The following is a 20,292-nucleotide window of genomic DNA, read 5'->3' on the forward strand; positions in this document are numbered from 1 at the left end:
TATCGTCGATTATGCCCCCGACCTTGGAGGTATTAGATCTATCGCCTCGCTTCCTACAGTTCTACGCTGACGCAGTCGCAAAGGATCTCGATCCGGAAAATCGTTGGGAGCTGTGGAAGAGCGTTTACGGTTTCGCCGCCGTCCCCCCTACGCCCGCCGGGCAGGTTCGGGCGCGGCAGTTGCTCGATGAAGCCTGGGACCGCTATCCGACAGAACTGGACCGAATTCGACGCGGCGCTGAAGGCCTCAGCCCTGAACCATCTCATGAGCTCCACCGTGTCGCCGAGCTACTTGAATGCGAAACCGACGCCAAGCTCAGAGTTATCGTTTTCGTCGGAGGGTTCGAAGGCAATCCGTTTGTCGCAGATATCGAGGGCATGACAACGCTGTCGCTGCCCATCGAACAGTCCCCCGAGGAACGCGCATTCATGCTGCCCCATGAGGTCACCCATGTCATCCACGGCATAAACGCCGGTATGGCTATGACGTGGGAGCGCAGCATCGCCCGCATCGTCATGGAGGAAGGCCTCGCCACGCGAGTAACGGAGAAGCTGATCCCTGGACATGAGGCCGAGCGGTACACGACGGATCACGACCCAGAATTGTACGAACTCTGCACGGCCAACGAGTCAGAAATACTCGACTCAGTCAGGACTTGTCTGCATACCAGCGACTCCGCAACCGTCGAGCGGTTCACGATGGGCGCAGGAGCTGCAGGGCTTTCAAGAACCGCGTACTACGCCGGTTGGCGAGTAGTCGGTGCCCTCACTGCCGCCGGCTGGAGTCTCGCATCTCTGTCGAAGGTTCCGGAGGCACGAATACCCGCCGTAATCGACTCAGGACTAGACCTCCTCTCTTCCAGCTAGAGGATACGGTTCGCCTCCTCGCCCCTGCAAAACGGCGACCGAAGTCGAACCTCAGATTTGACCGATTGTCGAGTTGACCGTTACAACCTCAATCCCGAAGATCGACGCTTGGGTAGTTACATCATCGCGACGACAACACAGCTAAGCGCTACGATCAACTTCCGCCCGGTGGCCTACCAGCGGTAGTGCCTGATATGCTCCCCCCGCTCGGCGATCTCACTCATGGCCTGAAGTCCGATCTCGATGTGCAGGTCGGTGTACTGCCGAAAGACTTTGCGTGCCGACTCCTTGGTCTTTATCCCGCCTTTGCGCAGGGGTAAGTCGGATACCAGCAGGAGCGCGCCGATCGGTACCTTGGAGGCGAAGCCGACCGAGAAGAGAGTCGACGTCTCCATGTCGATGGCGAGCGCTCGCTCCTCGTAGAGCTGCGTCTTGAACCGCTCGTTGAACTCCCAGAAGCGGTAGTCGGTGGTGTGAACGACCCCGGTGCGGTAGTCGAGCCCCTTCTCGACGATTATCTGCGAGACGAACTTCTGGACTTTGAAAGTAGGGAGCGCGGGAACCTGTGGCGGCATGAAGTGCCGGGACGCCCCCTCGTCGCGGATGGCGGCGGTAGGCAGGATGAAGTCGCCAACCTGAAGTGAGCGGTGCAGGCCACCGCAGATCCCCAGGAAGAGCGTCGCCTTGGGGTCGGCTGTCGCCAGCACCTCGATTATCAGGGCCGCGACCGGCGAGCCGATCGAGAAGTTGATGATCGAAACGCCCTGCTTCTCACTGTGCGCCGCGGTCATCGCGGAGCCTTCCGTAACCTCCGAGTCGTCACAGAGGGACTGGAAGCGCTCGAGGTAGTAGTGGAAGTTGGTGAGGATTATCTGCTTCTGGAAGCGCTCGGGCGCCGTTCCGGTGTATCTCTCGAGGAACTCGCGGCCTATCGCCCACTTCTCCGGGTTGGCGTAGATCAGGTTCTCGCTTCCGGGCCGCTGAGCGCTGGACGGTACATCCGACTCGGGAAGGTTGTCCTGCACCGTAACCGTGCCGGGATCGCCCTCTACCTCGGCGCTCGGCGAGTCGGGGACCACATCGCCCCTTCTGTCTCCATCCTTCGGTACCATGGGACAGCCTAACCAATGCCGATGCCGGTTTGTCCCGCGCCGCGCACCGCCCCCGTCCGCCCGACCCCACATCTCGCCGGTAGCGCCGGTGATACTTCACACCCGAACCGCGAAAAGGCGTGGAATCATTGCCGGAGCACGATGAGGAGTGTCTCTCACGCTTGTGAGGTACGAGGATGGCTGAACAGTACGTCGTTTACGTCGCAGCACCGACCCAGGAGCCGGATGCCGAGACGCGTCAGCGCCTCTCCGAACTGCTGGGCCTCGACCCGCACAAGCTCGACTCGCTGCTCCGGCGTCTGCCGGCAGAGGTCACCAAGCCGATACCCGAGTCCACGGCAGTCGCCGTCGCTCGCCGATTCCGGGAGGCCGGGCTGCAGGCCTCGATCCGAGTTCCCGGCACGCTCGACGCGGCGACGGCAGCGCCACCTCCGGTGGGTCCGCCGCTGAGGGCAGAGGAAACGACCGCCGGACCGGCACCCGAAAAGGGGGCCGAGGACACACCGAGCATCTGGAAGACCCAGTTCGGCGCGAGTCGGCCGCCGGAAGCGGAAGGCGTCAGCGACGAAGACGAGGACGAGGAGGACGAGGACCTCTTCCCCCGCTCCTCGTTCGAGCCCCCGAACGGACCGAAGGCGCCCTCGCGTAGGCTCCTCATCGCGCTGCTGCTGGTGCTTGTAGTCCTCGCGGCCCTCTGGTACCTGCTCTGAGCGACGGTTCACCGCGATCGCTCAACTACCCAGGAGATTCCCTATCCGCTCCAGCGCCTCTCGGACGTTATCGAGGCTGGTGGCGTAGGAGAAGCGGGCCTTGCCCGGAGCCAGGAAGTCGGTTCCCGGAACTACGCCCACGTGAGCCTCCTCGAGTAGTCGGGTGGCCGCTACCGTCTCGTCACGATCTATGGGGGTCAGGTCGGTCATGACGTAGAAGGCGCCCTGCGGTTTCGGCGTCGCGAGTCCCAACCGGTTCAGCCCTTCCACCAGCACGTCCCGCCGTTCGACGTAGGCGCGGCGAGTCATGTCGATGAACTCCCGTGTCTTCTCGACCTCGTTCAGTGCCACGGTCACCGCATGCTGGGCAAGCGAGTTGGCTCCGCTCGTGGCCTGGCCCTGGAGCCGGTTCATCGCCTTGATCAGGGGCATCGGTCCCACCCCGTAACCGATCCGCCAGCCGGTGAGGGCGTACGCCTTGGACGCTCCGTGTACGATCAGCGTCTTCTCCGGAGCGAAGCTCGCCGCGGCGGTGAATTCGCCGTCGTAGACGAGGTGCTCATAGAGATCGTCGGCGAAGATCCAGATGTCGCGTTCGGCCGCCATCTCGACGATCTCCCGGACTACCTCACGAGGATAGACGGCTCCGGTGGGGTTCGAGGGTGAGTTGAGGAGGATGACCTTCGTGCGGTCGGTGATGGCGGCGCGCACGGCCGCGGGATCGGGGACGAACCCATCCTCGGCGCTGGCTACCACAGGCACCGTCACTCCGCCGGCGAGTTGAACCTGTGCCGGATAGGACACCCAGTAGGGTGCCGGGACGATCACCTCGTCGCCCGGATCCAGCGTCGCCATGAAGGCGTTGTAGAGCACCTGCTTGCCGCCGGTGGAGACGATCACCTGTTCGGGTGAGTACCGGAGCCCGTTCTCCCGCTCGAACTTACCGCAAACAGCCTGGCGCAGCTCGAACGTGCCCTCTGACGGCGTGTACTTGGTGAGCCCCAGCTCCAACCCGTCACGCACGGCATCGAAGACGTGCGCCGGAGGCTGGAAGTCCGGTTCCCCAGCGGTCATGGCGATCACGTCCACGCCGCTGCGCGCCAACTCCTTCGCCTTCGTGTTGAAAGCGACCGTGGCCGAGGCCTTCAGACTCTGGATGCTTCTCGAAAGCTGGGGCATGGCTCTCCTAGGAAGTGGAAGTCCGGCTCTACTTCAGCTCGCCCCCGAAGAAGATCTCGATCTCACGTTGGGCGGTAGCGGGGGCATCTGAACCGTGCACGACGTTCTCATCGATAGTGGTTGCGAAGTCGGCACGGACGGTGCCAGGAACGGCGTCGGCCGGGTTGGTGGCGCCCATCATCTTGCGCCACTCGGCGATCACGTTCTCCCCCTCCACCACCATCGCCACAACGGGTCCACTGGTGATGAACGAGACGAGGCCCTCGAAGAACGGTTTCCCCTCGTGCTCCCCGTAATGGCGCTCGGCCGTTTCCCGTGGGATCTGCATCATCTTCATGGCTGCGATCCTGTATCCCTTGGCCTCGAGCCTGCGGACTACCTCTCCTACGAGCCCGCGCTTGACGCCGTCGGGTTTGACCATTGCGAAAGTGCGTTCAGAAGCCATAACCCGCAAAGGATATCACAGCGCCCGCGACGGGAAACCCGCCCCTGTCGAGTCGAACCGCGGGACTTCCAGAGTCAACGGACTCCGGCGATCGTCTCGAGCTGTCGCAGGTGGTTGAGGTCGTGCCCGGCGAGGGTCCGAACGAGCAGGTCCATCGACATCATGCCACGCTCCGGGTGGTAGGCCTCCTTCAGCCAGCCATCGAGATCGAGGGTCGTCAGCAGGGCCAGATTCCAGGAGCGCACGCCGGCGAAGCAGGCGACGGCGAGTGAAGGGTCTGCGCGACCGTACCGCTTCGCCCACGCGTCCTGATCGAACGGCTGCAGTATCGGTTGGTCATCGGCAAGCGTCTGGCGGAAGCGGAGGGCATGCGCCAGTTCCACGTCGGCGAGATGAGCGAGTATCTCGCGAGCGCTCCACTTCCCCGGTGCGTAGCTGCTGGCGAAGTCGTCCGAGCCGAACTCCTGGACCAGCTGCTCGATCCGAAGTGGGGTCATCTGCAGGACCTCGATCGGATCCTCATCGCCGAGTGTCGCCAGGATTCGTTCTTGATAGCTCTGCACCCGCACACTCTACAGGACGGTCACAGGCGACTCGCTATAGTTGGCTCATGACCCGAGAGGCGCAGCAGATAGACGTTCAGGAGGCACGGCGCCGCCTGGAATCCGGCGTGAAGATGATCGATGTACGTGAACCTCGCGAGCACAGCGAGTGGCGCATCCCTGGGGCGGAACTGCTGCCGATGTCGGAGTTCCTGGAGCGCTACGAGGAGGAACTGCCGAAGGACGAGGAGCTGATGATCCAGTGCCGTACAGGGTCCAGGAGCGATCAGGTAGCGCGTCTACTGCTGGATAAGGGGTACCGAGCGGTCAACGTCGCCGGCGGGATCGTGGCCTGGGAGGGCGCAGGGTACCCGGTAGAGCGGGACTGATCGTCGGCCTGGAGAAGCGGGCCCCCGACTTGCTGCCGGGGGCCCGCTAGCGTCCGGGCGTTCGCAGATTACAGGCCCGCTACGACCCTTGCGCCCGATTCGAGCAGGCCGTACCACAAGCCGGGGAACAGTCCCAGCAGGACCGTGCCTACGGCCGCCAGTACCACCGCCGTGCTGGTGAATGCGCTGCGGTACCGAGGCGCGCCGTAGGCCGGCTCGCGGAAGTACATGAAAGCGATCACTCGGAAGTAGTAGGCAGCCGCCACCACGCTGGTGAGGATGCCGATGACCGCGAGCAGGAAGTAGCCGGCTTGCAGGGCCGCACCGAAAACCATCACCTTGCCGGCGAAACCCGCCAGCGGTGGAATCCCGGCGAGGCTCAGCATGAAGATCGCCATCGCAGCCGCGAGCATCGGGCGGGTCCGTGAGAGGCCGGCGAAACGCTCGAGGTCGTCCCCATGGTCGAACCTGTCACCTAACAGGGTAAGAACGGCGAACGCTCCGGCCGTCATCAGGGTGTAGGCGAGCAGGTACCAGGTGGCAGCCTGGAGGCCTCCACTGTCGACCGCGAGAACCGCCAGGCCCAGGTAACCGGCGTGCGCCACGGCCGAGTAGGCGAGCATCCGTTTCACTCCGCGCTGCACGTAGGCGGCCAGGTTCCCCACGATCATGGTGAGGCCGACGATCCACACGAACAGTTCGAGAACCACGGGCGACAGTTCCGGGAGAATCGTGGAAGCCACCCGCAGCAGGGCGGCGAACGCGGCGGTCTTGACGACCACGCTCATGAAGGTGGTGACGGCGGTCGGCGCGCCGGTGTAGACATCGGGCGCCCACTGGTGGAACGGCACCATCGAGGCCTTGAACCCGAGTCCAGCCACCAGCAGAAGGCCGCCAAGGGTGGCGAGGAGCAGCGACTGGAACCCTGGGGCGGTTACCGCAGCGACTACCTCGGCATAGACGAAGTGCCCGGTTGCGCCGTAGGTCAGAGCTATCCCGTAGATGAGGACGGCGGAGGCGAAGGCCCCCAGCAGGAAGTACTTCATGCCGGCCTCTTCGCTCTCGCGAGCTCCCTGACGCCAGGCCGAAAGGACGTACACCGCCAGGGAGGTGATCTCCAGGCCCAGCAGCAACGTTATGAGATCACCGGCTGCCGACATGACCATGCCGCCGGTTGCCGAGAGGAGCATGAGCGGGTAGTACTCGGGGTGATCCAGGCCGGTGCGCTCGAGGTAGTCGTAGGAGACGAGAACCGCGATGACGGTCCCCAGGATTATCAGCAGTTGGAACGCTGCCGCTGGCAGGTCGGCGAGATAGTGCAGGCCGAAGGCAGCCGACCCCGCCCCTGCCCTGCCGTCCTGGAAGAGGACCAGGGTGAAGACGGCGGCCGTTACGAGGCCGACGAGGCTCAGAACAGCCGTACTGCGACCGTTACTCTGGAAGAGCGCGAAGAACAGGCCCGCGGCCGCGGTGAACAGGAGAACCAGGGGCGGCGTGAGCGCCAGCCAGTTGATGTCGAGAGCGGGCGGGAACATCTAGCGCTTCTCCTCCTGCAGAGTGGCGGTGATCCCGGCGGGCGGGTTGCCGGCAGTCTCGCCTGTCGAGGATTCGAGCGCGACCCGGGACTGCACTTCGATCCGCTCGAGCTGTGGAGCCGGGGTCAGGCCGAGCCAGAGTATGCCGGCGAGGATGGGCATCAGCACGACCACTTCAGCAGCGCGCAGGTCGCTGGCCCGGAACTCGGCCCGCCCCTGGTAGATGCGCTGGTAGAGGTTGACACCGTAGACGCCGGCGGCGATGACGGCACACACCGCGACGACTCCGGCCGTGACGCTGGCCTGGAACGCACCTAGCAGGCTGAGGAACTCGCCCGGGAAGTTGGCCAGGCCTGGCACCCCGATGCTCGCGAACAACACGAAGAGGGTGATGGCGGCGAGCGCCGGGGCGCTGCGAGCGAGTCCGCCGTAGGCGGCAAGGAGGTAGGTGCCGCTGCGAGCGTGGAGCATGCCAGCCAGGAGGAAGAGTCCGCCGGTGGTCAGCATCTGCGCCGCGAGGAGGTACATCGCCCCGTTGGAGCCGGTCAGCTCGAGTGCGAAAACGCCGACGCCGGCGATCCCCATGTGTGAGAGCGAAGCGTAGGCGAGGAGCCGCTTCAGGTCCTCCTGCCTGGCGGCGATTATCGCTGCGTATAGGGCGGTCACGGCCGAGAGTGCGATCAGCAGCGGGCTCCATCGCTCGGCAGCGGCCGGCAGCAGCGGGATGGCCCATGCGAAGAACCCGAAGGCTCCGACCTTGTAGAGGGTACCGGCGACGTCAGCGGCCCCTGAGGGATGATTCTGATCGTGGAAGTCTACGAGCCAGGAGTGCAGCGGTAGCATCGGCATCTTCACCGCGAACGCCACGGCGAATGCCGCGAAGAGCCACATCTGCGTATTCGGTGGCAGCGCCGGCGTGGCTTCGAGAAGATCGCCGATGAGGTAGGAATCTGCGCCCGACAACGGCCTGAGGGCCAGGATAGCCACAAGCATCAGGAACGAACCGGCGAGCGCGTAGGCTAGGTACTTCGCCGTCGCTTCACGGCGCCGCTCCAGGCCCCAACCACCTAGCAACAGCAGGCTGGCGATGAGGGTAGCGTCCCAGAAGACGTAGAAGAGGACCAGGTCCTTCGCGAGGAAGACTCCGTTGAGGAAGCCCTGCATTGCCAGCAGCAGCGCCAGGAACGAGGCGTTGCGCTCCTCTACCTGCAGCGCGGCCCAGATAACCGCCGGCACCATAGCCAGAGCGGCGGCGAGGACCAGGACCGATGCAGCGCCTGCGCTCCCCAAGCTGAAGGTGATGCCCAGGCCGTCGATCCAGGGGAGACTGAGGAACGCGTCTGCCGGCATCAGCAGGGCGGCGATGAAGGTGGTGACGGCGGCGGCTCCGGCTACCGCCCGGGCAGCACGTGCCGGGAGGAAGGCGACGAGGAGAGCCGCGCCCAATGGAACGACGAGGGTGCCCAGCATCAGTTCTCGATCCCTTCGTAGTCGATCGTGCCGCTCATGCCAGCTCCCCGCCGAGCCAAACGCCGAGGAGCAGGACCAGTATCAACGCCACCACCCCTAGCAGCATGGTGAGCGCGTAGGTGCGAGCGAAGCCAGACTGGAGTCCCGTGGCCGCGCGGGCGAGGAGGCCGGTGACTCCAGCGCTGCCGCTCACCCCGCGATCGACGAGCTCCCTGTCGACCACGCCCAGCCCGCTCGCGGTGCCTTCGGCCGCCGCCACGAAGGTGTTCCGGTAGAGAGCATCGAAACCTGCCCCTTCACGCGAGAAGTTGCCGAGGGCCCCGCTGCCGATACGCTGTGCGGGCCTGCCGGAGCGAAGGTGATAGACCCAGTAACCGAGGCCCAACCCGGCCGCGGCGGCGACGATCGAGAGTCCCACCAGCAGCCACTCGACGGTCACCGTGGGGTGCAGGAACCGCACCTCTGCGGCTATGGCCGGCTCCAGCCAGGCATTCATCCAGTTGGGGAAGGCGAACTCGGGCAGACCGAGGTAGCCTGCCACCACGCTGAACACCGCCAGGATCAGCAGCGGGATCGTCATGACGGCTGGAGACTCGTGGAGCTTGGCGGCGACGGCGTCGTCGTAGCGGGGACGGCCGGCGAAGGCGAGGTAGTACCAGCGGAACATGTAGAAGGCCGTCATCGCGGCGGTAAGGAGGAGGAGTATGTAAAGAGCGAGCCCCCCGTAGTCGCGCAGCCACTCACTGGTGTAGACGCCTGCGACCACCGCGTCCTTCGAGAAGAAGCCGGACAGGAACGGGACGCCGGCGATGGCCAGGGTGCCAACTAAGGCGGTGAGTCCGGTCAGCGGCATGACTCGGCCCAGCCCGCCCATCCTCCGCACGTCCTGCTCGCCTCCCAGCGCGTGGATGGCAGAGCCGGCGGTGAGGAAGAGCAGCGCCTTGAAGAAGGCGTGGGTGAAGAGGTGGAAGATGGCGGCGGCGTAGGCGCCGGCGCCGGCGGCGGCGAACATGAAGCCCAGCTGGGAGACCGTCGAGTAGGCGAGGATCTTCTTGATGTCTGTCTGGCCAAGGGCGGCGAAGGCGGCGACCAGGGCCGTGAGTCCGCCCACCCAGGCGACGGTGGCCGAGGCATCGGGAGCCTGAGCGAACAGCGGCGCCGAGCGGACTACCAGGTAGACGCCGGCCGTTACCATCGTGGCGGCGTGGATCAGTGCCGAAACCGGTGTGGGGCCGGCCATGGCGTCGGGGAGCCACACCTGGAGCGGCAGCTGGGCCGACTTCCCTGCCGCCGCGAGCAGGAAGAGCAGCCCGATGGCGGTAAGCAGGGCCGAACCGTAGGCGAGGCCGCCGGCGGCCTCGTTGACGGCGGCGATCTCGAGGGTGCCGAAGGTGCGGTAGAGCAGGAACATCGCCAGCAGGAAGCCCACGTCACCGATCCGATTGACGATGAACGCCTTGCGAGCGGCGCTGGCGTTGAGCCCCTGGCTGTACCAGAAGCCGATCAGGAGGTAGGAGCACACCCCCACTCCCTCCCATCCCACGAACATGAGCAGGTAGCTGTCGGCCATGACGAGCACCAGCATCGCGGCAACGAAGAGGTTGAGTGCGCTGAAGTAACGTGCGAAGCCGTCGTCTCCGTGCATGTAGCCCACCGAGTAGAGGTGGATGAGGAAGCCGACGCCGGTGATCACGAGCATCAGCAGGACGCTGAGCCGGTCGATTACGAACCCGAGCGAGAGCTGCAGGTCACCGGCGACGAGGTAGGGCCAGAACTCGAGTGAGAGGCCCCCCTCGGGCAGCGAGACGAAGGCGACCAGTGAGAGGATGAAGGCCAGCCCAACGGTGGCGCTGGCGATGATCCCTGGCAGCGGCTCCCGAAGCTTACGGCCGAAAAGGCCGTTGACGAGGGAGCCCAGCAGCGCCAGGAGCGGCGCCAGCGCGGCGTAGGAGGCGGGAGACGAGAAGAGGGCCCCGGTCATCAGTAGCGAACCTCGGAAAGGGCGTCGATGTCGGTGCTGGTGCGCTGCCGGAAGATCGCGACGAGGATTCCCAGACCCACCGCTACCTCGGCGGCGGCGAGCGCCAGGATGATGAACACGGCGCTCTGGCCGCTCATGGCGACCGCCTGCCCTGAAGAACTCCACTGGCGGGCATAGGCGACAAGCGCCAGGTTGGCGGCGTTGAGCATCAGTTCGATCGAGAGGAAGACGAGGATGGCGCTGCGGCGGGTGAGCACGCCGACAGCGCCGATGGCGAAGAGGATCGCGCTAAGAGCTACGTAATACTCGGTGGCTACCACCGCCCGCCTCCCGTAGTACCCGGCGGCCGTGGCTTCAGGTGCGGTGCGGGCGCCGAACTATGCACGGGTGAGCTCCCGCTCCGGTTCGTCCAAGGCAGCCCCGGCGTCACCGGCTAGTTCATGGGACTTGCGCTGGACCAGGGAGACGGCGCCGACGATGCCGACGAGCAGGAGCACGCCCACCAGGTGGAAAGCCAGCAGGAAGTCGCCGAAGAGAGACTCCCCTACCCGCTCGGCGCCTCCCCCGCCCAACGCCGCCTGGATCATCTCGGCGCTGGGAAGTTGTCTGGGATCGAGGAAGGCGGTCACGGCGATGCCCGCGGCCGCGAGCAGGCCCGCCAGGTAGGCGGCCGGACGCAGGCCGGGCAAACGTTCCGCCGACGACTCTCCGCCTACGTTCAGGAGCATGATCACGAAGAGGAAGAGGACCATGATCGCGCCCGCGTAGACGATGGTCTGGATGGCCGCCAGGAAATGCGCCTCGAGGGTGATGTAGGTGACCGCCAGGGTCAGCAGTGTCGCTACCAGCGACAGCGCCGCGTGCACCGGCTGGCGGAAAGTGATGACGCCGATGCCGCCGGCCAGCAGTACCACGGCGAGGATGATGAAGCCGAACATCAGTAGTCGACCCCCTCGAGTTCCGGCCGGTGCCCGGCGACGAAGCCGAGCTTCACGGCCTTGCCCTTGCGCTCTGCCTCGCGGCGCTGCCACTTCGAACCTTTGACCCCGACCAGCATGTCCTCCTTGCGGTAGACGAGGTCGTCGTAGCGGAAGTCGGCCAGCTCGAACTCGTGGCCCAACACCACCGCGCCGGTGGGGCACGCCTCCTCGCACATGCCGCAGAAGATGCAGCGAAGCATGTTGATCTCGTAGATCTTGGCGTAACGCTCCCCTGCCGAGACCGGATCGTCCGGGTCGTTCTCGGCCGCCTCGACGTAGATGGCGTAAGACGGGCAGGCGGCGGCGCAGAGCGAGCAACCGATGCACTTCTCGAGGCCGGTGTCGGGGTGCCGGAGCAGGTGGTGGCGCCCGCGGAAGCGCGGCTTGATCTGGGCCGGCTCCTCGGGGTAGTTCACGGTCACGGGCTTCTTGAAGAGGTGGCTCAGGGTGACGCCCATCCCCTTGGCGATGCTGAGGACACTCATGGCGTTCCTCCTATCGAAAGGTCCCTAGAGAACAAACGCGATCACCGCCCCGGTGAGAAGTGCCGCTCCCAGCGCTATCTCGAACAGGTAGAGCCAGCCGAAGCGCATCAGCTGGTCGTAACGGAGCCTCGGCAGGGTGGCTCGCAGCCAGATGAAGAGGAACATGAAGATCGCCATCTTGGCGAGGAGCCAGATGAACGGCCACTCGGAGATGCCGGGCACGACCGCGTCGAGGAAGGCGGGCCCCCGCCAGCCGCCCAGGAAGAGCGTGCTGATGAACGCGGCCGCGGTCATCATGTTGACGTACTCGGCCATCTGGTAGAGGGCCCACTTGATGCTCGAGTACTCGGTCAGGTAGCCGGCGACGATCTCCTGCTCGGCCTCGGGCAGGTCGAACGGCGTGCGGTTGACCTCGGCGATACCGGAGATCAGGAAGGTGCCGAAGGCGATGACCAACCCTGGCCAGAGCCAGGGGCTCACCGACCAGACTCCCAGGTCGACGATCTCGCGCAGGTTGAGGGTGCCGGCGATCATGATGATGGTGAGCACGCTCAAGCCCAGTCCCAGCTCGTACGAGATCATCTGGGCCGAGGAGCGCAGCGACCCCAGCAACGAGTACTTGCTGTTCGATGCCCACCCGCCAAGGAAGATCCCGTAGATGCCGATGCTGGTGACGGCCAGTACGTAGAGCAGGCCGATGTCGAGGTCGATCACCCAGGGATCGAACCCGAAGAGGCTGCCCTCGGGTCCGGCAGGGATGATGCCGAAGGCCGAGAGGGCGAAGGTGATGCTGATGAACGGCGCGAGGTAGTAGACGAAACGATCGGCGGCGCTCACGGTGATGTCTTCCTTGAAAACCGACTTGAGCGCGTCGGCGATCGGCTGCAGCAGCCCGAACGGTCCGACCCTGCTGGGTCCCACGCGGTGCTGCATGCGGGCCAGGATGCGCCGCTCGACCAGAGTCATGTAGGCGAAGGCGCCCAGCAGGATAGCGCAGAGGATCAGCGCCTTGATGGCAGTGATGTACCAGGGGTCTGCGAGCTGTGGGTCCATCAGGCGACCTCCAGCGCGTGCCGTTCCTTCACGAGCGCCTCGAAGTCGGCCACGGCGCTGCCGGCTGGCTGGTCGGGGAGGGCGGGCAGCAGCGGCAGGCCGGCGGGTGCATCCTCGGTTACGCGGACGGCGGCGCGACGGACGACGCCGTCCACGGGGAGGAGCACGATGTCGCCTTCCGCCACCTGGAGTCGGGCAGCGTCGGTCGGGTGGAGGCGCAGCGGGCTCTCACCGTAAGCGGCGAGCAGGTGCGGGTTGCGGGAGAGGTACTCGTGGCGGATCATGCTGGGCACGAGCAGCAGGTTACCCGCCGGTCGCTCCGGCCCCCTGACGCTCACACGGGCCGCGCTCTTGCCGGCGAGTTCGAGGAGCTCACCTTCGGCGGGCAGGGTGGCGAAATCGGTCCCGAGGCTGCGCTTGAGGATCCTCCTCGCACTTCGCACGCTCCGCCCCTCGAGCCGGTTCCCCAACGCCTCACCGAGCCGCTTGACCACGCCGGTGAAGTCCTCGCTCGATCCGTTGTCCACCGGTGCCGAGAAGACCGGCAAGAGCCTGCCTTCGAGGTTGATGAGCGAACCGTCCTTCTCGTAACCGGTCTTGGCCGGCAGCACGACATCGGCCAGGTCGGTGGTGGCACTCGGGAAGGAGGCGTGCACTACCAGAAGATCGAGCTCGCGCAGCTTCTGAGCCACGGCCGTGTTGGCAGCGGGATCCAGGTTGGAGACGATCAGCGCGTCCACCTCGCCGTCGAGCATCTGAGGGTAGCCGTAGCGAGCGTGCGACGGCAGCACCTCGGCCACTTCCAGACCGAACGAGTTCGCCATCGGCGGAAGCGCCATCGTCTTCGCGTCGACGGACCGCGCGAACGCGTGCAGGGCGTCGGCTGCCTCGCGACTGGCCAGCACCGCTGCTCCGTAGACGATCACCGCTCGTTCGGCCGCCCGCAAGCGCTCCATCAGAGCGCGAGCCTTCCGGCCATCCATCCCAGCGACGGCAGGCAGGTCCTCCGGGTTACCCTCGGCCGCCTCGTCCATGTTGGCGAGCGCCTCGGCCGCACGCCTCAGCCCGCCCAGCAGCTCGGCTTCTGCGCCCACCGGATATAGAACGGTAGTGCCGGCGTGCTTCATGAGGTCGACCCGATAGGGGTTGGCGACGGTGAGGATCTCCCGCTTGCGGGCCATCCGCTCTTTCAGGCGCAGGTCGGCGATGGGCACGCCGTGCGGCATCAGTTCGGGCGAGGGCACCCCCTTGAGGGCGTCCTTTATCCGCAGGTCGACGATCGGCACCTCTTCGGTGGGGTCGCCGATGACGAAGATCGCGTCGGCGCTCGCCAGCTCCTCCAGCGTCGCGGGGTTGCTGGCGGCGAGCAAAGAAACCTCGGTGCGAGGGTAGTGGTCACACCGACCGCTGCCGAACTGCTCGGCCAGCGCCTTGGCGCCTACCCCCTCCTCGAGGGTGGAGTCGGCGCGCAGTACGATGCCGACCCGTTTTGGATCGATCTGAGCGAGTTTCTTCGCTATGAAGCCGGCAGCCTCCTCCCAGGTGCTGGGCACGAGGCGGTCCCCCTTGCGCAGCAGCGGCTCCTTGATCCGGTCGGGCGCATCGACGTACTCGTGTCCGAAGCGAGTACCGTCATCGATCCAGATCTTGTTCACCTGCGGGTTCAGGCCCGCCTTGATCCGCTCGATGCGGCCGGTCCTGGCGTCCACCACGATGGCGCTGCCAGAGGCGTCGTCGAGAGAGGTGGTGCGAGTGTGGTCGTACTCCCAGTTGCGTCCGCGGAAACGCGCGGTGGTGTCGAGCAGCGCGCCAACCGGGCAGATATCGGTGATGTTGCCGCTGAAGTTGCTGGGGAGGCCATCCCCCTCGAACGAGTCGATGTAGGTGTGGCCACCGCGGTCGATGAAGTCGAGGACTTCGTCGCCCGGCACCTCCTCGAAGTAGCGGACGCAGCGCTTGCAGTGGATACAGCGCTCCTGGTCGAGGGTGATCAGTTCGGAGAGGGCGGCGTGCTTCTCGAGGTGGCGTTTGTCGAACTGGAAGCGGGAGATGCCGGTGCCGTACTCGTAGGCGCGGTCCTGCAGCTCGCAGGCGCCCCCTTTGTCGCAGACGGGGCAGTCGAGCGGGTGGTTGATGAGGGTGAACTCCACCATGCCGTTCTGAGCGTCGACCACGTCTTCGGCAAGCGTATCGACGACCATCCCCTCCATCACCTGAGTGGTGCAGGTAGCCATCAGGTTGGGGAAGTAGAAGATCTTGGCGCCGCCTGTCTCCTCGTCTTTTATCCACTCGCCGTCGGGCCCCTTGCGGGGCGCACCGACTCGCGCCAGGCACATGCGGCAGGCGCCGATGGGCGACATGTACTCCTGGGAGCAGAAGTAGGGCACGTCGAATCCGGCGGCGAAGACCGCGTCGATGACGCTCGTGCCCGGCTTCAGGTCGAGGACGACGTCGTTGACGGTGACCTTCATCGGGGACCCCTCATGCCTGCCACCAGTCGCTCTTCTGGTACTTGGGTCGGCCGTGCTCGACCAGGTACTCGTACTCGTGGCGGAAGAACTTGAACGAGGCCTGCACGGGCATGGCACAGGCATCGGCGAGCGGGCAGAATGCTGTCCCGCGCATGTTCCTGACCATGTCCTCCATCAGCTTCAGGTCTCCGGGCGCGCCCAGGCCCTCTAGCAGCTTGCGGTACATCTGCGGCAGCCAGGTCGCTACGCCCTCACGGCAAGGCGTGCACTTGCCGCACGACTCGTGGGCGTAGAAGCGCACCACGTTGTACATCGCGTCGACGATGCATTTCTCCTCCGGGATGAGGATCAGGCCCCCGGTACCCAACATCGAGCCCTTCCGGGCGACCGAGGCGTACTCCATCGGCGTGTCGAGGTACTCGTCGGTGAATGGGAACATGGGGCAACTGGTGCCGCCGGGGATGAACGCCTTCGCCGGCATCGCCGGGCCCCCGCCTACCTCGAAGATGATCTCCCGGTAGGTGATGCCCATCGGCACTTCGTAGACGCCCGGCTTGTTGAAGGGGCCGGAGAGTTGAACGTGGTGGAACCCTTTCGAATCTTCGGTGCCCATGCCGGAGAACCAGCCGGCGCCTCGTTCGAGGATGTGGACCGTGGAGGCGAGGCTGGTCACGTTATTGATCGTGGTGGGTAATCCGTAGACCCCGGCCTGCGCCGGGAAGGGGGGCTTTAGCCGGGGGTTGGCGCGCAACCCCTCGTAGGAGTTCATGAGCGCCGTCTCCTCGCCGCAGATGTAGGCGCCGGCGCCGCGGTGGAGGATCAGGTCGAAGTCGAAGCCACTGCCGAAGATGTTCTCGCCCAGGTAGCCCTTGGCTCGCGCCTCCTCGATGGCGTTCTTCAACCGTTCGTAGGCGAGATAGTATTCGCCCCTGACGTAGATGACGCCCAGCGTGGCCTGGATCGCGTAACCGCCAATGATCATGCCCTCGATGAGCTGGTGGGGGTCGTCCTCGAGGACGTAGCGGTCCTTGCAGGAGCCTGGTTCCGACTCGTCGGCGTTGCACACTAGGAAACGCTGGCGCCCGTCGGGCTTGGGCATGAACGACCACTTCACCCCCGTGGGGAAGCCGGCCCCGCCGCGACCGCGCAAGCCGGAGGCCTTGACCTCTGCCACGACCTCTTCCGGCGTCATCCTCGTGAGGGCCTTCTGGGCCGAGGAGTAGCCGCCATGACCGAGGTAGTAGTTGAGCGTCCAGGCTCCGTTTACCCCTACGTGACGAAACATCACTACTTCGAAGCGCGGGTCGCTACGCGAGACTATCGGTTCGGGACGTTGGGCGACGACGTCGCTCACTCGCCACTCCCTTCCGTCTCACTGGTCCCCCGGTTCGAGGTGCCGTCCCGGGCGGGCGGCAGAGTGTCGCCGCCGCGCTCACGCCACGGCTCGGGCGGTTGGTCGTTCCGCAAGGCCTGGAGCAGGTGAGCGCAACGGCTGCGTCCCAAGCGCTCGTAATAGGTGTCGTTCACCTGCAGGACAGGGGCAGTGGTGCATGAGCCGAGGCACTCAACCTTCTGGATGGAGAAGCGTCCCTCCGCGTCTGTCTCGCCGTTCACTATGCCGAGCTCGGCCACGAGGAAGTCGTAGAGCTCGTCCGAGCCGGCCAGTGAGCAGGAGAGCGTCGAGCAGACCTGCAGGTGGTACCTGCCAACCGGGTGGTCGTGATAGGTGGAGTAGAAGCTCATCACCCCGCGGACCTCGGTGGGGTGGATGCCCAGGATCCCGGCGATCTCCTCCACGCGCGCTTCGCTCACGTACCGTTCGGCCCGCTGCACCTCCCATAGGAGGGGCATGAGAGCGCTCCTGCGGCCATACTCCGGGTAGCGCCCCAGGATCTCGTCCAGCAGCTCCTGCCTGCTGGCGAAGAAGGGTTCGACCGTCTCTAGTTCGACCATCTCTGAACGTCGGTCGTCCGGGCGATCAGCGCCCGTCCGCCTCCGGCTCCTCCTGTTCTTCGGCCGCTGTGGCGAGCTTCCCCGGCAAGGAACGTCCGGTGAGACCCAGTGCGACTCCGACGCCACCCCCCAGGACCATCGCGAAGGCGGAATCGCTTCCGGAGAGCTGCGTTCCGATCACCAGTAGCGCGCCGATGGCGATACCGATACCGAACTTCGGCCGCATGCCTCTGAAAGACCGTGCCGAGAACTTCGGGGGCTCTATCTTCACTTGTCTACGTCTCCCATCACAGGATCGAGGCTGGCTATGTTGGCGACCATGTCGGCGAAGAGGCCGCCGATGCAGGCGGGCTCGAGCGCCTGCAGGTTGATGAGGCTGGGAACCCGCACCTTCACGCGGTACGGCATCGAACCGCCGTCGCTGACCAGGTAGTAACCCAACTCGCCGCGAGCGCTCTCGGTGGGCACGTAGACCTCGCCGCGGGGCGGGTGGAACCCTTCGGTGACGAGCTTGAAGTGGAAGATGACGGCTTCCATCGAGTCTTCGAGTTCGCTTCGCGGCGGCAGGCTGATGCGCCGGTCGGGGTCCTTCACCGGTCCGGGCTCGAGCTTATCGAGGGCCTGGCGGATGATCTTGAGGCTCTCGTTCAGTTCGTAGAAGCGCATCATGAAGCGGGCATGGACGTCACCCGCCTCGGAGATCGGCACCTCGAAGTCGTACTCGTCGTAGCCCGAGTAGGGTTGTACTTTGCGGAAGTCCAGCTTCACTCCCGAGGCGCGCAGGCTTGGCCCGGTGAGGCCGTAGTCGATAGCGTCCGCGCGACTGATGACGCCGATCCCTCTGGTGCGGTCGATGAAGATCTTGTTGCCCGCGAAGATGTCGTAGTACTGGTCGAGCATCGGCGGGAAGTCGTCGAGGAAGCTGCGGACAGCCTCCTCGAAGCCCTCGGGCACGTCACGTGAGAGACCGCCCACCCGGAAGTAGCCGTAGTTCATCCGGACGCCGCATACCAGCTCGAAGATGTCGAGGATCCGCTCGCGCTCCCGCATCGTGTAGAAGAACGGGGTCAGCGCGCCCAGGTCGAGCACGCCGGTGCCGAAGAAGACGAGGTGGCTGGCGATGCGATTGAGCTCGTTCAGGATCACCCGCACCCGCTGGGCCCGCACTGGCACCCGGGCGTCCATCAGCTTCTCTGCCGAGAGCACGTAGGCCAGGTCGTGGGCATAGCCGTGCAGGTAGTCCATCCGGTTCGAGTAGGTGACGCACTGCTGGTAAGGCCGGTTCTCCATCGTCTTCTCGAAACCGGTGTGGAGGTAGCCGATCTGCGGCTTGATGGCCGCGATGCGTTCACCGTCGAGATCCACCACGAGGCGCAGGACGCCGTGGGTGGAAGGGTGCTGTGGGCCCACATTGACCCGCATGTGACGCGTCTCGAACTCGCCGCGTCGATCGCTGTCGCTGGGTGGGGTGACAACCGGCTTCTGCAGCGTCATTTCGCCGGCTCCCCCGGTTGTCCGGTGACCTCATGGCCCACCAGGTCGAGCCCCTGATCGCTGCGAACGCCCTTGCGGGCGCCACCCTTCCAGCCGGTGAGACCAGCGTCACTGCCGATGATCCCGGCCCTGAACGCTGCAGGATCGAGGTAGCGGCCGTCGTTGAAGAGCGTGGGCGTCTCTCCGATCGGGAAATCTTTGCGGTGCGGGTGCCCGTCGAGGTCTTCCGGGGTGAGCAACTTGCGGAGGTCGGGATGCCCTTCGAACTCGATGCCGAACATGTCGAACACCTCGCGCTCCATGAAGCTCGCGGAGCGCCAGATGCCGGTCGCGGTGGGAAGCTTCTCGCCGTCGTCCACTGAGACCCTGATGAAGATGCGGGAGCCGTTCTCTACCCCGTAGACGTTGTAGGCGACGGTGAAGCGCTTCTCCCCGGTGCGATCGAAACCCGGGTAGGTGAGCCAGTCGATCCCGAAGATGTCGGAGAGCATCTCGAAGCCGTTCGACCTCAGCCACTCGAGCGCCTCGATCACGCGCCCCTTCTCGACCGTGTAGGAGACCATCCCCTTGAACTCGCTGCGGCGTCCGCCCAGCGCTTCCAGCACGTTGCCGACTTCCTGCCTTCCAAGCTGCTGCGTCACTTGCCTGCCCACCCCTCGACCATGGGAAGCTTCACGCCCCTCTCGTCGAACGCTTCGCCGCGGACCTTCTTCTGCAACTGCTGAACGGCGTAGATGAGCGCTTCGGGACGCGGGGGGCAGCCCGGCACGAAGATGTCGACGGGCACTACCGAATCGACGTTCTGCACCAGGGCGTAGTTGTTGAACATGCCACCGGAGGAGGCGCAGGCGCCCATCGAGATGACCCATTTGGGGTCGGGCATCTGCTCGTACACCCGCCTCATCACGGGAGCCATCTTCTTCGAAAGCCTGCCGGCGACGATCATCACGTCGGCCTGCCGCGGGCTGGCCCGGAACACCTCGGAGCCGAAACGGGCCAGATCGTTGCGCGGGTTGGTCGACTGCATCATCTCGATCGCACAGCAGGCGAGGCCGAAGGTAGCCGGCCAGAGGCTATTGGAACGTCCCCATGCGACCAGCTTGGCGAGGGTGGTCATGAGGATGCCCTCGTCCTCCAACTCCTGAACGTCCTTTTCGAACAGATCTGTGAGAGCCATCTACCCTACTTCCAGTCGAGGACACCCTTTTTGAGGATGTACAGGTAGCCGACGGCCAAGATGATCACGAAGATCAAGGCCTGGACGAAGAGGAACTCGGGCGCCGCGCGGAACTTCACGGCGAGCGGGAAGAAGAACGCGGTCTCGATATCGAAGATGATGAAGAGCATGGCAACGAGGTAGAAGTGCACCGGGAAGCGCTCCCGGGCCGAGCCGGTCGCCGGAACGCCCGACTCGTAGGCGGCCAGCTTGTCGACCGTCGCCTTCTTCGGCCCCAGCAGTGCGCTCGCCATGAGTGCGGCTGCCCCGATGAACCCGGCGGCAAGGAACATGATCAACACCGCTATGTACAACCGGTGGGTCCTTTCCTCTCGAGTCTGCCTCGAGCCCGTTCTCTCTGCGTGATCACCGGCTTGTGCCGGTTTTCACAACTTCCGAACGCCCTCATTC

General features: G+C 65.2%; 22 protein-coding genes. 3 read left to right on the top strand and 19 right to left on the bottom strand.

What is annotated here, in order from left to right; all coding sequences use genetic code 11:
- Positions 1–11: 11 nt before the first annotated feature.
- The gene (locus tag VF168_00505; protein ID HEX7002656.1) at positions 12–866 is read left to right on the top strand and encodes a hypothetical protein; all 855 of its coding nucleotides are present in this window, start codon (positions 12–14) and stop codon (positions 864–866) included.
- A gap of 173 nt (positions 867–1,039) precedes the next feature.
- On the opposite strand, the gene VF168_00510 is transcribed toward VF168_00505, so the two are convergent.
- Complete coding sequence (locus VF168_00510) at positions 1,040–1,978, bottom strand: AMP nucleosidase (protein ID HEX7002657.1); 939 nt, start codon at positions 1,976–1,978, stop codon at positions 1,040–1,042.
- A gap of 176 nt (positions 1,979–2,154) precedes the next feature.
- Here VF168_00510 and VF168_00515 point away from each other — a divergent pair, with 176 nt between their 5' ends.
- On the top strand, positions 2,155–2,688 hold the full coding sequence (locus VF168_00515) for a hypothetical protein (GenBank protein HEX7002658.1): 534 nt from the start codon (positions 2,155–2,157) through the stop codon (positions 2,686–2,688).
- Between the two features lie 21 nt (positions 2,689–2,709).
- Here the strand turns inward: VF168_00515 and VF168_00520 are convergent, their stop codons facing one another.
- The 3 genes from VF168_00520 to VF168_00530 all read right to left on the bottom strand — a co-directional run bounded on the left by VF168_00520 (position 2,710) and on the right by VF168_00530 (position 4,875).
- Positions 2,710–3,867, bottom strand: a complete 1,158-nt coding sequence (locus VF168_00520) for a pyridoxal phosphate-dependent aminotransferase (protein HEX7002659.1) — start codon at positions 3,865–3,867, stop codon at positions 2,710–2,712.
- 28 nt (positions 3,868–3,895) lie between these two features.
- Entirely contained in the window at positions 3,896–4,312 is a 417-nt protein-coding gene (gene ndk / locus VF168_00525) for a nucleoside-diphosphate kinase (protein HEX7002660.1), read from the bottom strand.
- Between the two features lie 74 nt (positions 4,313–4,386).
- The gene (locus tag VF168_00530; protein ID HEX7002661.1) at positions 4,387–4,875 is read right to left on the bottom strand and encodes a DinB family protein; all 489 of its coding nucleotides are present in this window, start codon (positions 4,873–4,875) and stop codon (positions 4,387–4,389) included.
- 47 nt (positions 4,876–4,922) lie between these two features.
- Here VF168_00530 and VF168_00535 point away from each other — a divergent pair, with 47 nt between their 5' ends.
- On the top strand, positions 4,923–5,243 hold the full coding sequence (locus VF168_00535; GenBank protein ID HEX7002662.1) for a rhodanese-like domain-containing protein: 321 nt from the start codon (positions 4,923–4,925) through the stop codon (positions 5,241–5,243).
- 68 nt (positions 5,244–5,311) lie between these two features.
- On the opposite strand, the gene VF168_00540 is transcribed toward VF168_00535, so the two are convergent.
- The 15 genes from VF168_00540 to VF168_00610 are packed head-to-tail and all read right to left on the bottom strand — an operon-like array spanning position 5,312 to position 20,195.
- Positions 5,312–6,778, bottom strand: coding sequence for an NADH-quinone oxidoreductase subunit N (locus VF168_00540; protein ID HEX7002663.1), 1,467 nt, complete (start codon positions 6,776–6,778; stop codon positions 5,312–5,314).
- Positions 6,779–8,248 (bottom strand): NADH-quinone oxidoreductase subunit M, encoded by a 1,470-nt coding sequence (locus VF168_00545; GenBank protein ID HEX7002664.1) that lies wholly within the window; start codon positions 8,246–8,248, stop codon positions 6,779–6,781. It lies immediately after the preceding gene.
- 34 nt (positions 8,249–8,282) lie between these two features.
- Positions 8,283–10,229, bottom strand: coding sequence for an NADH-quinone oxidoreductase subunit L (gene nuoL, locus VF168_00550; GenBank protein HEX7002665.1), 1,947 nt, complete (start codon positions 10,227–10,229; stop codon positions 8,283–8,285).
- Complete coding sequence (gene nuoK / locus VF168_00555; GenBank protein HEX7002666.1) at positions 10,229–10,549, bottom strand: NADH-quinone oxidoreductase subunit NuoK; 321 nt, start codon at positions 10,547–10,549, stop codon at positions 10,229–10,231. Before nuoK ends, nuoL begins: the two co-directional genes overlap by 1 nt.
- Before the next feature lie 57 nt (positions 10,550–10,606).
- Positions 10,607–11,167 (bottom strand): NADH-quinone oxidoreductase subunit J, encoded by a 561-nt coding sequence (locus tag VF168_00560; protein ID HEX7002667.1) that lies wholly within the window; start codon positions 11,165–11,167, stop codon positions 10,607–10,609.
- On the bottom strand, positions 11,167–11,694 hold the full coding sequence (nuoI, locus tag VF168_00565) for an NADH-quinone oxidoreductase subunit NuoI (protein HEX7002668.1): 528 nt from the start codon (positions 11,692–11,694) through the stop codon (positions 11,167–11,169). The genes VF168_00560 and nuoI overlap by 1 nt, the downstream gene beginning before the upstream one ends.
- 24 nt (positions 11,695–11,718) lie before the next feature.
- The gene (gene nuoH / locus VF168_00570) at positions 11,719–12,747 is read right to left on the bottom strand and encodes an NADH-quinone oxidoreductase subunit NuoH (protein ID HEX7002669.1); all 1,029 of its coding nucleotides are present in this window, start codon (positions 12,745–12,747) and stop codon (positions 11,719–11,721) included.
- Positions 12,747–15,218, bottom strand: coding sequence for an NADH-quinone oxidoreductase subunit NuoG (nuoG, locus tag VF168_00575; GenBank protein ID HEX7002670.1), 2,472 nt, complete (start codon positions 15,216–15,218; stop codon positions 12,747–12,749). Before nuoG ends, nuoH begins: the two co-directional genes overlap by 1 nt.
- Positions 15,219–15,228: 10 nt before the next feature.
- Positions 15,229–16,572: an NADH-quinone oxidoreductase subunit NuoF gene (gene nuoF / locus VF168_00580; protein ID HEX7002671.1), complete on the bottom strand. Its 1,344-nt coding sequence runs from the start codon at positions 16,570–16,572 to the stop codon at positions 15,229–15,231.
- Positions 16,569–17,171, bottom strand: coding sequence for an NAD(P)H-dependent oxidoreductase subunit E (locus tag VF168_00585; protein HEX7002672.1), 603 nt, complete (start codon positions 17,169–17,171; stop codon positions 16,569–16,571). The genes nuoF and VF168_00585 overlap by 4 nt, the downstream gene beginning before the upstream one ends.
- Positions 17,172–17,196: 25 nt before the next feature.
- Positions 17,197–17,397, bottom strand: coding sequence for a hypothetical protein (locus VF168_00590; GenBank protein ID HEX7002673.1), 201 nt, complete (start codon positions 17,395–17,397; stop codon positions 17,197–17,199).
- A 41-nt stretch (positions 17,398–17,438) separates the two neighbouring features.
- Positions 17,439–18,665: an NADH dehydrogenase (quinone) subunit D gene (gene nuoD, locus VF168_00595; GenBank protein HEX7002674.1), complete on the bottom strand. Its 1,227-nt coding sequence runs from the start codon at positions 18,663–18,665 to the stop codon at positions 17,439–17,441.
- Positions 18,662–19,306: an NADH-quinone oxidoreductase subunit C gene (locus VF168_00600; GenBank protein HEX7002675.1), complete on the bottom strand. Its 645-nt coding sequence runs from the start codon at positions 19,304–19,306 to the stop codon at positions 18,662–18,664. The genes nuoD and VF168_00600 overlap by 4 nt, the downstream gene beginning before the upstream one ends.
- Entirely contained in the window at positions 19,303–19,842 is a 540-nt protein-coding gene (locus tag VF168_00605) for an NADH-quinone oxidoreductase subunit B family protein (GenBank protein ID HEX7002676.1), read from the bottom strand. The genes VF168_00600 and VF168_00605 overlap by 4 nt, the downstream gene beginning before the upstream one ends.
- 5 nt (positions 19,843–19,847) lie before the next feature.
- On the bottom strand, positions 19,848–20,195 hold the full coding sequence (locus VF168_00610) for an NADH-quinone oxidoreductase subunit A (protein ID HEX7002677.1): 348 nt from the start codon (positions 20,193–20,195) through the stop codon (positions 19,848–19,850).
- Between the last annotated feature and the right edge of the window lie 97 nt (positions 20,196–20,292).

This window comes from Trueperaceae bacterium, assembly GCA_036381595.1.
Taxonomy (GTDB): Bacteria; Deinococcota; Deinococci; order Deinococcales; family Trueperaceae; genus DASVCN01.